7 protein-coding genes, 2 tRNA genes and 3 rRNA genes are annotated in these 14,911 nt (G+C 57.3%); 5 read left to right on the top strand and 7 right to left on the bottom strand.

Annotated features, from left to right (window positions below):
* Nucleotides 1–8: 8 nt before the first annotated feature.
* A complete protein-coding gene (locus RVM27_RS17195; protein ID WP_287808171.1) occupies nt 9–659 on the bottom strand; it encodes a TetR family transcriptional regulator C-terminal domain-containing protein in 651 nt (216 codons plus the stop codon).
* Nucleotides 660–867: 208 nt separating this feature from the next.
* On the opposite strand from RVM27_RS17195, the gene xdhA reads away from it, so the two are divergent.
* Genes xdhA through guaD form a run of 4 tightly spaced genes read left to right on the top strand, consistent with a single transcriptional unit; the run spans nt 868 to nt 6,916 of the window.
* A complete protein-coding gene (gene xdhA / locus RVM27_RS17190; RefSeq protein WP_144984590.1) occupies nt 868–2,325 on the top strand; it encodes a xanthine dehydrogenase small subunit in 1,458 nt (485 codons plus the stop codon).
* Nucleotides 2,309–4,732, top strand: coding sequence for a xanthine dehydrogenase molybdopterin binding subunit (xdhB, locus tag RVM27_RS17185; protein ID WP_498957085.1), 2,424 nt, complete (start codon nt 2,309–2,311; stop codon nt 4,730–4,732). The genes xdhA and xdhB overlap by 17 nt, the downstream gene beginning before the upstream one ends.
* Nucleotides 4,729–5,598: a xanthine dehydrogenase accessory protein XdhC gene (gene xdhC / locus RVM27_RS17180; protein WP_498957084.1), complete on the top strand. Its 870-nt coding sequence runs from the start codon at nt 4,729–4,731 to the stop codon at nt 5,596–5,598. The genes xdhB and xdhC overlap by 4 nt, the downstream gene beginning before the upstream one ends.
* A 1-nt stretch (nt 5,599) precedes the next feature.
* Nucleotides 5,600–6,916, top strand: a complete 1,317-nt coding sequence (guaD, locus tag RVM27_RS17175; protein ID WP_498957083.1) for a guanine deaminase — start codon at nt 5,600–5,602, stop codon at nt 6,914–6,916.
* A gap of 274 nt (nt 6,917–7,190) precedes the next feature.
* Here guaD and rrf read toward each other — a convergent pair.
* From rrf to RVM27_RS17150, 5 genes are all read right to left on the bottom strand, one after another.
* Nucleotides 7,191–7,306, bottom strand: a 5S ribosomal RNA gene (gene rrf / locus RVM27_RS17170).
* A 153-nt stretch (nt 7,307–7,459) separates the two neighbouring features.
* Nucleotides 7,460–10,353: ribosomal RNA gene (locus RVM27_RS17165) — 23S ribosomal RNA — on the bottom strand.
* Nucleotides 10,354–10,597: 244 nt separating this feature from the next.
* Nucleotides 10,598–10,673: transfer RNA gene (locus RVM27_RS17160), tRNA-Ala, on the bottom strand.
* A 114-nt stretch (nt 10,674–10,787) separates the two neighbouring features.
* A tRNA-Ile gene (locus tag RVM27_RS17155) sits at nt 10,788–10,864 on the bottom strand.
* 85 nt (nt 10,865–10,949) lie between these two features.
* Nucleotides 10,950–12,482, bottom strand: a 16S ribosomal RNA gene (locus tag RVM27_RS17150).
* The 16S, 23S and 5S rRNA genes sit together here with 2 tRNA genes alongside, the layout of an rRNA operon.
* Nucleotides 12,483–12,878: 396 nt before the next feature.
* On the opposite strand from RVM27_RS17150, the gene RVM27_RS17145 reads away from it, so the two are divergent.
* The gene (locus tag RVM27_RS17145; protein ID WP_498957082.1) at nt 12,879–13,862 is read left to right on the top strand and encodes a cytochrome-c peroxidase; all 984 of its coding nucleotides are present in this window, start codon (nt 12,879–12,881) and stop codon (nt 13,860–13,862) included.
* Nucleotides 13,863–13,902: 40 nt separating this feature from the next.
* On the opposite strand, the gene RVM27_RS17140 is transcribed toward RVM27_RS17145, so the two are convergent.
* Nucleotides 13,903–14,895 (bottom strand): adenosine deaminase family protein, encoded by a 993-nt coding sequence (locus RVM27_RS17140; protein ID WP_498957081.1) that lies wholly within the window; start codon nt 14,893–14,895, stop codon nt 13,903–13,905.
* Nucleotides 14,896–14,911: the final 16 nt, after the last annotated feature.

Below are 14,911 nucleotides of genomic sequence, written 5' to 3'. Positions count from 1 at the left end.
GGTCGAACTCATGCAATGGATACGACTGGGCGCTCTATGCCACAGCCTTTCAAGATCACATGCTCCAGGAAGCGACAAATAGCGTCGATGTCCTCCTTGGCCAGTGCCTCCTGGCCGAGAATGCCGTTCACCTGGGCACTGTACTCGGTATAGTGCTGGGTGGATGACCAGATCAGAAAAATCAGCCAGCGAGGATCCACATCATCCATCTTCCCCTGTCGCGACCACTCTCGCATGATGGCGGCACGGCTGCTGACCCACTCTCTCAGCTCACCGTTCAGGTAATCCTTCAGAAAAGGTGCGCCGCCCAGGATTTCAGCCGCAAACAGCCTGGAACCCTCGGGATAGCGCTGACCAAGCACCATTTTGGTGCGAATAAAATCGCTCAATACGGCTGCCGGGTCACTCGCTGGCGTAATGTCCTCCAGCACCGCGTTCCAGCGCTTCATCATGCGATTCAGTAGTCGCACATAGAGCGCCTGTTTGCTCCCCATGTAATAGAGGATATTGGCCTTGGGCAAACCAGCGACGTCAGCAATCGACTGCAGGCTGGCTCCGCGATAACCATGCTGAGCAAACACCTGTTCGGCGGCACTCAATATCGTCTGCTCGATGCGATCCCTGCTGGCGCTCTCATGGTTAGCGGTATCAAGCGTCATTGAGTAAGCTCCTTGATATAGGCTCGGGTTGTGCCGATCAGCTCAGGCCCAACGTCGGACAACGCTGCAAAAAAGGGCATTTTCGCTCTTTATGCATCGTTTCAGGGCATCAAAACGCGCTGACAACAAAGTCTTGCAAGCCACGCTTTTTTGTCCCAAGCTCACCATTATTGACCAATCGGTCAGAACAATCATAACGGAGTTTGGCATGGCAACGATTGAGTTTCTGCTCAATGGCACCCGTCAACAGTGTCGAGTGCCCCCTGAGACCAGTATTCTAACGCTGTTACGCGACCATTTGGGGGCCACGGGCACAAAAGAGGGCTGCGCTTCCGGCGACTGCGGCGCTTGCACAGTCGCCTTGAAAAGCAGCGACCCCGATCAGCCACCGTTCCTGACGGTCAATGCGTGCATTACCCCGGCCCATCAACTGCACGGCCAGCATCTCGTCACTGTGGAAGGCCTCTCACAGGGTAACTCCTTGCACCCTGCGCAGCGCGCCATGATCGACTGCCACGGCAGCCAGTGCGGTTTCTGTACGCCGGGCATCGTCATGTCGCTGTTCAGTTTGCATACGCAGCAGCAGCGTCAACCGGCCCCCTTGACGCCCGAGCGCCTGGAAGCCGCGCTGGGTGGCAACCTTTGCCGCTGCACGGGCTATCGCCCGATTCGTGATGCCGCGCTGACCATGCACGCCAGCGACTGGCAGCCGCCTCAATGGTGGGATGCCACGCTTGCTGACTCTCAGGATGGCGACAGCTCCACACAAGCCTTTCAGGAAGGTCCGCTATTTGCTCAGCCGAGCTCCCTGAGCGAACTGACAGCGCTGCGGCGTGATCTGCCCAATGCCAGGTTGGTCGCCGGCGCCACGGACCTATGGCTGGAAACGACCCAGCGCCTGTCCGCACTGGATCAACTGATCGATACCACCCGCGTGCCCGAGCTGAGCATGATCTCGTCAGCGACCTTTCAGGGGCAGGAAGGATGGTGGGTCGGCGCGGCGGTGACCTATTCGCGGCTTGCTCCGCTGCTGGCAACACACTTCCCCGCTTTCGCGCACCTGCTCCACCGGCTGGGCTCGGAACAAGTGCGTAACCGGGGAACTCTGGGCGGCAATATCGCCAATGCATCCCCCATTGGCGATACCCCACCCGTACTCCTGGCACTCGGCGCTCACCTCGAACTTGCCAGCCATGCGGGTACCCGCTGTTTGCCGCTGCAGGCATTCTTTATCGATTACAAAAAAACGGCCCTGGCCGCCGATGAGGTCATCACACGTATCTTCATTCCGGCGCTGGAGAAGAGTGCTTCACTCAGAGTGTGGAAGCTCTCAAAACGCCGTGAAGACGATATCTCTGCCGTTCTGGGTGCCTTTAGCTACCGCTTGGACGACGGCAAGTTAAGCGACGTGCGCATCGCCTTCGGAGGGATGGCTGCCACGCCCCGGCGTGCTCCGGCAACGGAGGCCGCGCTGGAAGGGCAAAGGGTAGGCAAACAGGCCTTTCAAGCGGCTCGGCAAGCGCTGCAAGATGAGTTCGAGCCCATGAGTGACGTGCGAGGCAGCCAGCAGTATCGTCAGTTGGCGGCCGCCAATCTGCTGGAACGACTCTACTTGTCGCTATCATCACCAGAACAGGAGGTCATGTTGCATGCGTACGCTCACTAAACTCGACAACGACAGTCGCCGAGCCCGGCATGAGCTCGACCAGCGTATACATGGCGCCGCACCCTTGGCACGCCATACCGTGGACAGCAGCGGACAGCGCCAGGCGGGGTCCTCCAGCGTTCATGAGAGCGCCGAAAAACATGTGACGGGGAAAGCGCTCTATATCGACGACCTCAAGACACCTGCTGATGCTTTACACGTGGCTCTGGGGCTCTCACCCGTGGCCCACGGAACCTTGACGCACCTCGACCTGGAGGCCGTTCGCACCGCCCCCGGCGTGGTCGACGTGATCACATTCCACGACGTGCCTGGCCACACGGACATCGGCCCGGTCTTCCCTGGCGACCCTATCTTCGTCGAACACGAGATCAGCTATTCAGGGCAGTGCCTGTTCGCCGTGGCTGCCACTTCCCTGAGTGCGGCGCGTCACGCGATGCTGCTTGCCAATGTGCAGATCGACAAGCTGCCAGCACAGCTGGATGCCGTTCAAGCCGCTGCTCAACAGGAGTTCGTTCGTCCCAGCCACACCCAGCAGCGTGGTGACTGGCAGGCCACACTGGAGCAAGCCGAACACGTGCTGGAAGGCGCGCTGTTCATTGGTGGACAAGAGCACTTCTACCTGGAGGGCCAGGCCTGCGTCGTCATTCCGAGCGAAGACGAAGGCGTCATGGTACATACCTCCAACCAGCACCCCAGTGAAACCCAAAAGCTGGTTGCCGAAGTGCTGGGTATCCCGTTTCATGCCGTCACGGTGGAAGTACGGCGCATGGGGGGTGGTTTTGGAGGCAAGGAAACCCAGGCATCCCCCTGGGCCTGCATTGCTGCCCTCATCGCACGACGCACCGGCAAGGCCACGCGTCTTCGCCTACCCAGACGTGACGACATGCGCGCCACTGGCAAGCGCCACCCCTTTCACAACCGCTATCGGCTGGCCATCGATTCACAGGGAGTGATTCAAGGCAGCGACATTACCGTGATCGGCGACTGCGGCTACTCTCCCGATCTTTCCGATGCCATCGTCGACCGCGCCATGTTTCACGCAGACAATGCCTACTCACTGGGCAATGCCCGTGTCACCGGCCACCGAGCCCGCACCCACACTGCGTCGAACACCGCTTTTCGCGGATTTGGCGGCCCCCAGGGCATGATGATCATCGAAGCGGCCATGGACGATATTGCCCGCCATGTCGGTGAAGACCCGCTGACCATCCGCAAGCGCAACTTTTACCGCCCAGAACGCGACATGACCCATTACGGGCAACAGGTCGACCAGAAGCAGTTGCTTCATACGCTCGTCGAGCGCCTCGAGCAACGCAGCGAGTACTGGACGCGTCGACAGCAGATACGAGATTTCAATGTCTCCAGCTCCGTCATCAAGAAAGGACTGGCACTGACACCCGTCAAGTTCGGCATCTCCTTCACCGCCCAGCACCTCAACCAGGCCGGCGCACTGCTACACGTCTATACCGATGGCAGCATCCTGATCAACCACGGCGGCACTGAAATGGGGCAAGGCCTGCACACCAAGATCTGCCAGGTGGTGGCTCTGGAACTGGGGCTGGACCTGGAGAGCGTACGCATCAGCGCCACACGAACGGACAAGGTGCCGAACACTTCCCCCACGGCAGCCTCCAGCGGTGCGGATTTGAACGGCATGGCCGCCCGCGATGCTGCCATCAAACTGCGTGAGCGTCTGTTCGATTTTGCCGCCAACCACTTCGAGGGTGGGCTGGATCGTGAAGGCATGGAGCTGAGGGACGGCATGCTCATCGCAGGCATCGGCGAAAGTGAACGCCGCATTCCCTGGGGCGAGCTGGTGCAGACGGCATATCTACACCGGGTTTCGCTGTCCGAGAAAGGCTTCTACGCGACGCCACTGATTCATTACAATCGCGCAACTGGCAAAGGCCGCCCATTTTATTATTACGCCTTTGGCGCGGCCGCGGCGGAGGTCAGCGTCGACACTTTGACCGGCGAGTATCAGGTCGACCGTGTCGACATACTTCATGATGTGGGCAACTCGCTCAACCCAGCCATCGATATTGGTCAGGTAGAAGGCGGGTTCATCCAAGGCATGGGCTGGCTGACCAGCGAAGAGCTCAAATGGAACAGTGAAGGGACGCTGGTCAGCGATGGTCCAGCGACCTACAAGATTCCTACCTTTGGTGATCTGCCCAGCGTCTTCAATGTCGAACTGCTGGAAGGACACCCTAACTCCATGGCCAGCCTGTACCGCTCCAAAGCGGTGGGTGAGCCGCCCTTCATGCTGGGGATATGCGTCTGGTCAGCCTTGCGCGATGCCCTCGCCAGCCTGGATGACTACCGCAGCTCACCGCGTCTGGATACCCCGGCCACGCCCGAGCGCGTCATGCTGGCGGCGCATGCCATTCGGAAAAGTGCCTTATGACCCATGAAATGCCCATGACTTGGCACGCCGCCCTCGACCATTGTCAACGCCACGGCACGCCTCATGTCTTGGCCACCCAGATGACCAGCGCAGGCTCCACGCCCCGTGAGCCTGGCACACGTATGGTGATTACCGAACACGCTGTCTTCGATACGCTGGGCGGCGGCACCTTCGAGTGGCAGACCATTCAGCAGGCTCGCTCCCTATTGAGCCAGCGCCAAGCGGGGTTCTCACTGGAATCCTTTTCGCTGGGCGGTCGTAGCGGGCAGTGCTGTGGCGGGCTGGTCAACGTCCTGCTGGAAGTATTTCTGGGCGCCACCGCTCACATTGCCCTGTTCGGCGCGGGGCATGTCGGACGCGAGATCGTCAAACTCAGCGCTCCTCTGCCTTGGCAGCTCGATTGGTATGACAGCCGCGCCGATGCTTTCCAGTCAGATGTCCCTCGTGCACGCTTGAGTTGTCATTTGCTAGGCGACGTTGGAGAGACGGTGGCAGGCTTACCCCTTGGCACCCATGCTCTGGTCATGACCCACGATCATGATGAGGATTATGCCTTGATCAAGGGGTTGCTGGAGCGCGCCGATATTGTGTCCATTGGGCTGATAGGCTCCGACAGCAAGTGGGCGAGCTTCAAAGGGCGCCTTTCCCGAGCAGGTGTCGACCAGCCGATACTGCAGCGCGTGCGCTGCCCCATCGGCTCGGTCAGGGATACCAAGCTCAGCAATAAAACCCCCTACGCCATCGCGCTGAGCGTGGTGACGGAATTACTCTGGTTGACCGACCAACCCTATGCCACCGAGACCCGTGGCCTGGATAGCGCTACGCTACGCGCGCTTTTTGCCCCTACTGCAACGCACTCGAGTTGATATGACCTTGCCCACCGATACGCTTATCCGCGCTGAATTGATCAGCTTTCCCAATGACCCCGGCGATGGCAACCTACCCCACCCTGGCAGTCTGGAACACTACGCTGACGGCCTCTTGTGGCTGAAGGGTGGGCATATCCATGCAGCGGGGCATTATGTCGACCTGGTTGATCAGTTGCCGAAAGCAGCGGAAGTGATCGACCATCGCGGCAAGCTCATCATGCCAGGATTCATCGATACTCACGTCCACTATGTCCAGTTGGACATCATGGCCTCTTATGGGCGCCAACTGCTGGATTGGCTGAATGACTACACGTTTCCAGCCGAGTGCCAGTTCGCCAATCATGATCACGCCAAGGCGTTATCGGAAGCGTTCTTGAGCGAAATGCTGCGCGCAGGTACCACCACCGCGCAAGTGTTTGGCTCGAGCCACCCAGGCTCCGTGGATGCCTTTTTTGCAGCCTGCCAAAAGCGGCAGCTGCGCATGCTGGTAGGCAAGGTACTGATGGACCGCAATGCCCCCGATGCCTTGATGGATGGCGTCTCGGGTATCTCCGACACAGAGCGGCTCATTGAGGACTGGCATGGGAAGCAGCGCCTCGGTTACAGCGTTACCCCGCGTTTTGCGCCCACCTCGACCAGAGCGCAAATGGACGCGGCAGGTGCCCTGCTGCGCAATGACCCTACCCTATGGCTGCAGACCCACCTCGCCGAGAACAGCGGAGAGCTGGACTGGGTGGCGGAACTGTTTCCCGGCAGTCGAGACTATTTGGCCGTTTACGAAGAAGCAGGACTCGTCGGCCCACGCAGCACCTTTGCCCACGGTATCCATTTGGACAACGGCATGCGCCAACGGTTGGCAGAGCGCGGCGCCAATATCGCCTTTTGCCCCAGCTCCAACCTGTTCCTGGGCAGCGGCCTGTTCGACCGAGACGCTGCCCGAGAGACGGGCATGGCATTTACCTATGCCAGCGACATTGGCGCAGGCACGGATCTTTCAGGCTTCGGCACCTTGAAAAGTGCCTACCAGGTAGGCCAACTGCGTGGTCAGCCTCTGACCGCCTGGCAAGGATTTTATGGCCTCACCCACGGCAACGCCAAAGCCCTCTCTCTGGATAGCCACATTGGACAGTTGGCCCCTTCCTACGAAGCTGACTTTGTCGTGATCGACCCTGACGCCACGTCACTGCTACAGCGACGTAGCCAGCACTGCACCACCCTCGGTGAACGGCTATTTGCATTGATGATGCTCGCCGATGACCGCGCTGTCTATGAAACCTGGGCCGGAGGCGTATGCCAACACCGCAGAGACGCCTAGCAACCGATCTCTTGTAAAGTCACTCTCACCCAGCCACAGGCTGGGTGTTTTTTTGCTCAGGAATTTTCCCAACCAACGTTTCTCGACGACCTTTCCCACGAAAAATTTAACGCACAGCAAAAAGCCCCGAACACAATGTGCTCGGGGTTTTCTACGGGATAAGTGCCTGACGATGTTCGGGCCGGCCACCCGGCGGGCGACGCTCCGCTACTCTTCAGGGGGAGACCCCCAAAAAGCAAAACCCCGACCATAAGGCCGGGGTTTCGTAATAAGTGCCTGACGATGACCTACTCTCACATGGGGAGACCCCACACTACCATCGGCGCTAAGCGGTTTCACTTCTGAGTTCGGCATGGGATCAGGTGGTTCACGCGTGCTATGGTCGTCAGGCGTAACAGGTAATGCATATCATGCTGAGTATTCGTTGACGTGTATTGTGTGCGTCTCTTGTCAGCAAGCACTTGGGCTCACTGCGGCGTATCCGGTGTTGCGAGTGCGGTCACACTCTTCGTTATCATCACGACCAGACCCCTTGGGTGTTATAGGGTCAAGCCTCACGGGCCATTAGTACACGTTAGCTCAACGCCTTGCAGCGCTTCCACACCGTGCCTATCAACCAGCTGGTCTCGCTGGGCCCTTCAGGAGGCTCTAGGCCTCAGGGATGTCTCATCTTGAAGGGGGCTTCCCGCTTAGATGCTTTCAGCGGTTATCCCGTCCGACCATAGCTACCCGGCAATGCCACTGGCGTGACAACCGGAACACCAGAGGGTCGTCCACTCCGGTCCTCTCGTACTAGGAGCAGCTCTTCTCAAACATCCAACGCCCACGGCAGATAGGGACCGAACTGTCTCACGACGTTCTAAACCCAGCTCGCGTACCACTTTAAATGGCGAACAGCCATACCCTTGGGACCGACTTCAGCCCCAGGATGTGATGAGCCGACATCGAGGTGCCAAACACCGCCGTCGATGTGAACTCTTGGGCGGTATCAGCCTGTTATCCCCGGAGTACCTTTTATCCGTTGAGCGATGGCCCTTCCATACAGAACCACCGGATCACTAGAACCTGCTTTCGCACCTGCTCGACGTGTCTGTCTCGCAGTCAAGCACCCTTATGCTCTTGCACTCATTGCACGATGTCCGACCGTGCTGAGGGTACCTTCGTGCTCCTCCGTTACGCTTTGGGAGGAGACCGCCCCAGTCAAACTACCCACCACACACTGTCCTCGATCCGGATCACGGACCTGAGTGAGAACGCCAATGATGCCAGGCTGGTATTTCAAGGTTGGCTCCCCTCGAACTGGCGTCCGAGGTTCAAAGCCTCCCAGCTATCCTACACAGGCAACATCAGCGTCCAGTGTGAAGCTATAGTAAAGGTTCACGGGGTCTTTCCGTCTAGCCGCGGGTACACCGCATCTTCACGGCGATTTCAATTTCACTGAGTCTCGGGTGGAGACAGCGTGGCCATCATTACGCCATTCGTGCAGGTCGGAACTTACCCGACAAGGAATTTCGCTACCTTAGGACCGTTATAGTTACGGCCGCCGTTTACCGGGGCTTCGATCAAGAGCTTCGGCCGAGGCCTAACACCATCACTTAACCTTCCGGCACCGGGCAGGCGTCACACCCTATACGTCCTCTTGCGAGTTGGCAGAGTGCTGTGTTTTTACTAAACAGTTGCAGCCACCTGGTATCTTCGACCGGTTCGGGCTTGGAGAGCAAGTCTCGTCACCCTACGCCGGCGTGCCTTCTCCCGAAGTTACGGCACCATTTTGCCTAGTTCCTTCACCCGAGTTCTCTCAAGCGCCTTGGGATTCTCACCCTGACCACCTGTGTCGGTTTGGGGTACGGTCGCACATGATCTGAAGCTTAGAGGCTTTTCCTGGAAGCGTGGCATCAATGACTTCGACACCGTAGTGTCTTCGTTTCGTGTCTCGGCCTGGGAGGGTCCCGGATTTACCTGAGACCCAAGCCTACTCACTTTCACCAGGACAACCAACGCCTGGCTCACCTAGCCTTCTCCGTCCCCCCATCGCAATCATGTCCGGTACGGGAATATTGACCCGTTTCCCATCGACTACGCCTTTCGGCCTCGCCTTAGGGGCCGACTCACTCTGCTCCGATTAGCGTCGAACAGAAACCCTTGGTCTTCCGGCGAGGGAGTTTTTCACTCCCTTTATCGTTACTCATGTCAGCATTCGCACTCGTGATACCTCCAGCATGCTTCTCAACACACCTTCATCGGCTTACACGACGCTCCTCTACCGCTCATCCGTAAGGATGAACCCGTAGCTTCGGTACCTGGTTTAGCCCCGTTACATCTTCCGCGCAGGCCGACTCGACTAGTGAGCTATTACGCTTTCTTTAAAGGATGGCTGCTTCTAAGCCAACCTCCTAGCTGTCTGAGCCTTCCCACATCGTTTCCCACTTAACCAGGATTTGGGGACCTTAGCTGACGGTCTGGGTTGTTTCCCTTTTCACGACGGACGTTAGCACCCGCCGTGTGTCTCCCACGCTCGCACTCACCGGTATTCGGAGTTTGCCTCGGGTTGGTAAGTCGGGATGACCCCCTAGCCGAAACAGTGCTCTACCCCCGGCGGTGATACGTGAGGCGCTACCTAAATAGCTTTCGAGGAGAACCAGCTATCTCCGAGCTTGATTAGCCTTTCACTCCGATCCACAAGTCATCCAAATCTTTTTCAACAGATCCTGGTTCGGGCCTCCAGTTGATGTTACTCAACCTTCACCCTGCTCATGGATAGATCGCTCGGTTTCGGGTCTATATCCAGCGACTGTGTCGCCCAGTTAAGACTCGGTTTCCCTACGGCTCCCCTATACGGTTAACCTCGCCACTGAATATAAGTCGCTGACCCATTATACAAAAGGTACGCAGTCACAGAACAAGTCTGCTCCTACTGCTTGTACGCACACGGTTTCAGGATCTATTTCACTCCCCTCTCCGGGGTTCTTTTCGCCTTTCCCTCACGGTACTGGTTCACTATCGGTCAGCCAGGAGTATTTAGCCTTGGAGGATGGTCCCCCCGTCTTCAGTCAAGGTTTCTCGTGCCCCGACCTACTCGATTTCACGTGATCAGATTTTCGACTACGGGGCTATCACCCGCTATGGCCAGACTTCCCAGTCTGTTCGTCTAATCAGTCACACGCTTAAGGGCTGGTCCCCGTTCGCTCGCCGCTACTGGGGGAATCTCGGTTGATTTCTTTTCCTCAGGGTACTTAGATGTTTCAGTTCCCCTGGTTCGCCTCTTGCGCCTATGTATTCAGCGCAAGATACTCATCTTGTGATGAGTGGGTTTCCCCATTCAGAGATGTCCGGGTCGCAGGTCGTTTGCCACCTCACCGAACCTTATCGCAGGCTACCACGTCTTTCATCGCCTCTGGCTGCCTAGGCATCCACCGTGTGCGCTTCATTGCTTGACCCTATAACCCGAAGGAGTCTGGGGTTCGCAATGACAACGATTGCCGGATACGCTTGAGACGTATCACAATACAATTTACGTAGAAACGTGTTAAACACGTTTCTGTCAGCATGATATACATTGTTAAAGAGCGACTGTTCTATGAACAGTGATAAGACAACGCAGTGCGTTCTGGCTTATCAATGGTCACAAAACCAACAAACGGCACGAGAAGCACAGGAGGTATCACCTGGTACGACGCGATATGGTGGAGCCAAGCGGGATCGAACCGCTGACCTCCTGCGTGCAAGGCAGGCGCTCTCCCAGCTGAGCTATGGCCCCATCGTGTTATGCAAGACCAACCTCTTGTTATAAATTCCTCGCAGACACGTCAATGAACCGCACATTGCAGCAAGCTGCAGGGGGCGATGTCGTTGTTTCGGCGTAACAGGAATTTGGTGGGTCTGGGCAGATTTGAACTGCCGACCTCACCCTTATCAGGGGTGCGCTCTAACCAACTGAGCTACAGACCCAAGAGGGGTCGTGCGAAAACCGTTTGCTCTATCATCTGATCAGGTAATTCATTGTGAGCGCTTGCCGCGAGGGGAAGACATCGTTTAAGGAGGTGATCCAGCCGCAGGTTCCCCTACGGCTACCTTGTTACGACTTCACCCCAGTCATGAACCACACCGTGGTGATCGCCCTCTTGCGTTAGGCTAACCACTTCTGGTGCAGTCCACTCCCATGGTGTGACGGGCGGTGTGTACAAGGCCCGGGAACGTATTCACCGTGGCATTCTGATCCACGATTACTAGCGATTCCGACTTCACGGAGTCGAGTTGCAGACTCCGATCCGGACTGAGATCGGCTTTTCGGGATTGGCTCACTCTCGCGAGTTGGCAACCCTTTGTACCGACCATTGTAGCACGTGTGTAGCCCTACTCGTAAGGGCCATGATGACTTGACGTCGTCCCCACCTTCCTCCGGTTTGTCACCGGCAGTCTCCTTAGAGTTCCCGCCATTACGCGCTGGCAAATAAGGACAAGGGTTGCGCTCGTTACGGGACTTAACCCAACATTTCACAACACGAGCTGACGACAGCCATGCAGCACCTGTCTCTGCGTTCCCGAAGGCACTAAGGTATCTCTACCGAATTCGCAGGATGTCAAGAGTAGGTAAGGTTCTTCGCGTTGCATCGAATTAAACCACATGCTCCACCGCTTGTGCGGGCCCCCGTCAATTCATTTGAGTTTTAACCTTGCGGCCGTACTCCCCAGGCGGTCGACTTATCGCGTTAACTTCGCCACAAAGTGCGCTAGGCACCCAACGGCTGGTCGACATCGTTTACGGCGTGGACTACCAGGGTATCTAATCCTGTTTGCTACCCACGCTTTCGCACCTCAGTGTCAGTGTCAGTCCAGAAGGCCGCCTTCGCCACTGGTATTCCTCCCGATCTCTACGCATTTCACCGCTACACCGGGAATTCTACCTTCCTCTCCTGCACTCTAGCTTGACAGTTCCGGATGCCGTTCCCAGGTTGAGCCCGGGGCTTTCACAACCGGCTTATCAAGCCACCTACGCGCGCTTTACGCCCAGTAATTCCGATTAACGCTTGCACCCTCCGTATTACCGCGGCTGCTGGCACGGAGTTAGCCGGTGCTTCTTCTGCGAGTGATGTCTTTCCAGGGAGGTATTAATTCCCTGGCGTTCTTCCTCGCTGAAAGTGCTTTACAACCCGAAGGCCTTCTTCACACACGCGGCATGGCTGGATCAGGGTTCCCCCCATTGTCCAATATTCCCCACTGCTGCCTCCCGTAGGAGTTCGGGCCGTGTCTCAGTCCCGATGTGGCTGATCATCCTCTCAGACCAGCTACGGATCGTCGCCTTGGTGAGCCGTTACCTCACCAACCAGCTAATCCGACATAGGCTCATCCGATAGCGGGAGCCGAAGCCCCCTTTCTCCCGTAGGACGTATGCGGTATTAGCCTGGGTTTCCCCAGGTTATCCCCCACTATCGGGCAGATTCCTATGCATTACTCACCCGTCCGCCGCTCGTCAGCATCCAGCAAGCTGGATCTGTTACCGCTCGACTTGCATGTGTTAGGCCTGCCGCCAGCGTTCAATCTGAGCCATGATCAAACTCTTCAGTTTAAGATCAATGCGATCCTTACTCGCTGCCCGAAGGCAACAAAAGCGGATCAAACTTGGCTCAAGGTTCAAACGAATTCACTGTGATACTCCGAAAAGTATCTTGGTGTTCGCTTGCCTTGATATTAGGTGATGATTCACCCTCATCGGCAAGCGCCCACATGAATTACCTGATCAAATTGTTAAAGAGCCATCTGTCGGCGTTGCCGTTCGATGTGGGGCGTATTCTACCCAATTCTTTTTGATCGTCAAGCTTTTTTCTCATTCACCGTTCAAGCACCTGCGGGTCACCAATGGCCGGAAAGTTGACCTGAGGCAAGCCCTGCCCTTCCCCGCTTTTTTAGACTTGTTGAAAAAAGAACGGTGCACACCAGACCGGTCAAACAGGAGGGGGAAACCATGACAACATCACGTATTACCATCGGACTTGCGAGTGTCGCGTTATTAGGCACGACTTCACTGTGGGCAGACGACGAACTCGGTAGCTACCGCGACAGGTTCGAACCGCTGCCCCACTTACCACCTTTACCTGCCCACAATTCACAGACCGATGAAAAGGTGATGCTGGGCAACATGCTGTTTTTCGAGCCCAGGATCTCCGCCAGCGGTGTCATCAGCTGTGCCACTTGCCATAACCCGGCGCTCGGCTGGTCAGATCGCATTCCTAGAGCCGTGGGCCATAACGGTCAGGTTGGCGAACGCAACACACCCACCGTGCTCAACAGTGGTTTCCTGGGATCGCAATTCTGGGATGGACGGGAGCCGGATTTGGAGGGTCAAGCACTGGGCCCCATCGAAGCCGATGTCGAGATGGCCATGCAGTTGGAACACGCCCTGGACAGGTTGACAGAGTTCGAGCTCTACCAAGAGCGCTTCACGGAAGCGTACCCCGACCAGGATGACCCTATCAATGCCGAGAACCTGGCCAAGGCACTGGCCGCCTTCCAGAGAACGCTCAACACGCCCAACGCACCTTTCGATCGTTATTTGCGGGGTGATATGGACGCCATCAGCGATCAGGCAAAAGAGGGCATGGTAGCTTTTGTTGATAATGGCTGCATTGCCTGCCATCGCGGCGCCAACTTTACCGATAGCCAGTTCCACGCCATTCAGGTGCCGGGGTCGACAGATTTGGGTCGCTACGTGGTGACCGGCGAAGAAAGAGACAAGTACCGCTTCCGCACCCCCACCTTGCGCAATGTCGGCGTCACTTACCCGTACATGAACAATGGTGCCACCGAAACGCTCGAAGAAGCCGTGGCCATCATGGGCCAGGAAATGCTGGGACGTGAGTTTGACGAACCCACCATCGATAACATCACGGCGTTTCTGCACTCCCTGACAGGTGAAATGCCCGATTTCGAGGTGCCCGCTCTACCCTGATGCACTATGCCGCCGCCCATAGGGGCGGCGGCAGGCTGTATCAGGCTGCCTCCAGGCGCTTCAGCAGTTCGGCGCGCCGCGCGTCGCTGACGAAGGCTTCTTCCATGGCATTGCGATTCAGCCATTTGAAGGCATCTTCTCCCCAGCCAAAGGCATCGGCACAGGCGATATGATTTTCGAGCAGCCCACCACCAAAATAGGCAGGATCGTCAGAGCTGATGGTGACCTTCAGACCCGCTTCCAACAACGCCGGTAGCGGATGCTGATCCAATTGAGCGACCACTTTCAGGCTGACATTGGAGAGCGGGCACACGGTCAGTACCGTCTGGGACTCCTTGAGACGCTGCACGACGTCTTCGCTTTCGAGACAGCGCACGCCGTGGTCGATGCGCTGAACGTCCAACAGGTCCAGGGCTTGCGTAATGTAAGCGGCAGGCCCCTCCTCGCCCGCATGGGCCACACGCACCAGCCCAAGCTCCTTGGCGCGCGCAAACAGGGCCTGAAACTTCTCGGGCGGGTTGTCACGCTCGGCGCTGTCCAGGCCAATGGCATCCAGTATTTTCCAGTAGGGTGCCGCCTGCTCGAGAACGTGTAGCGCCTCGTCGGCTGGACGATCTCTCAGGAAGGCCATGATCATGCCCACTGAAAGGTCCAGCTGGCTCTCGGCCTCCTGTTTGGCCCTGAGCAGTCCCGCCATGACCACCTCCAGAGGCACTCCACGCTGCAGATGCGCCTGGGGGTCGAAGTGCATATCGATATGCAGCACGCCTTCCGAGCGGGCACGCTTGAAATAATCCATGGCCAGGTCATAGAAGTCCCGTTCACTGCGCAAGACGTTCATGCCCTGGTAATAAAGATTCAGAAACCCTTGCAGGTCTTTGAAATCGTAAGCTGCCTTGGCCTCTTCGACCGTGGCATAGGGGAGTTCGATGCCGTTGCGTTCCGCCAGTTGGAACATCAGTTCCGGCTCGAGAGAACCTTCGATATGCAAGTGAAGCTCAGCCTTGGGAAGGTGCCGTAAAAAGTCGTTCATGGTCGCCGCCTACTTG

This window comes from Halomonas sp. KM007 (assembly GCF_050709225.1).
In the GTDB taxonomy this organism is placed as follows: Bacteria; Pseudomonadota; Gammaproteobacteria; order Pseudomonadales; family Halomonadaceae; genus Vreelandella; species Vreelandella hamiltonii.
Note: the sequence above shows the minus strand (reverse complement) of the source record. Positions and strands in the feature narration are given on the sequence as shown.

What these genes read in the sequence shown, in the direction of transcription:
- RVM27_RS17195 (WP_287808171.1), bottom strand. Translation starts at nt 659, where the DNA reads ATGACGCTTGATACCGCTAACCATGAGAGCGCCAGCAGGGATCGCATC.
- xdhA (WP_144984590.1), top strand. Translation starts at nt 868, where the DNA reads ATGGCAACGATTGAGTTTCTGCTCAATGGCACCCGTCAACAGTGTCGA.
- xdhB (WP_498957085.1), top strand. Translation starts at nt 2,309, where the DNA reads ATGCGTACGCTCACTAAACTCGACAACGACAGTCGCCGAGCCCGGCAT.
- xdhC (WP_498957084.1), top strand. Translation starts at nt 4,729, where the DNA reads ATGACCCATGAAATGCCCATGACTTGGCACGCCGCCCTCGACCATTGT.
- guaD (WP_498957083.1), top strand. Translation starts at nt 5,600, where the DNA reads ATGACCTTGCCCACCGATACGCTTATCCGCGCTGAATTGATCAGCTTT.
- RVM27_RS17145 (WP_498957082.1), top strand. Translation starts at nt 12,879, where the DNA reads ATGACAACATCACGTATTACCATCGGACTTGCGAGTGTCGCGTTATTA.
- RVM27_RS17140 (WP_498957081.1), bottom strand. Translation starts at nt 14,895, where the DNA reads ATGAACGACTTTTTACGGCACCTTCCCAAGGCTGAGCTTCACTTGCAT.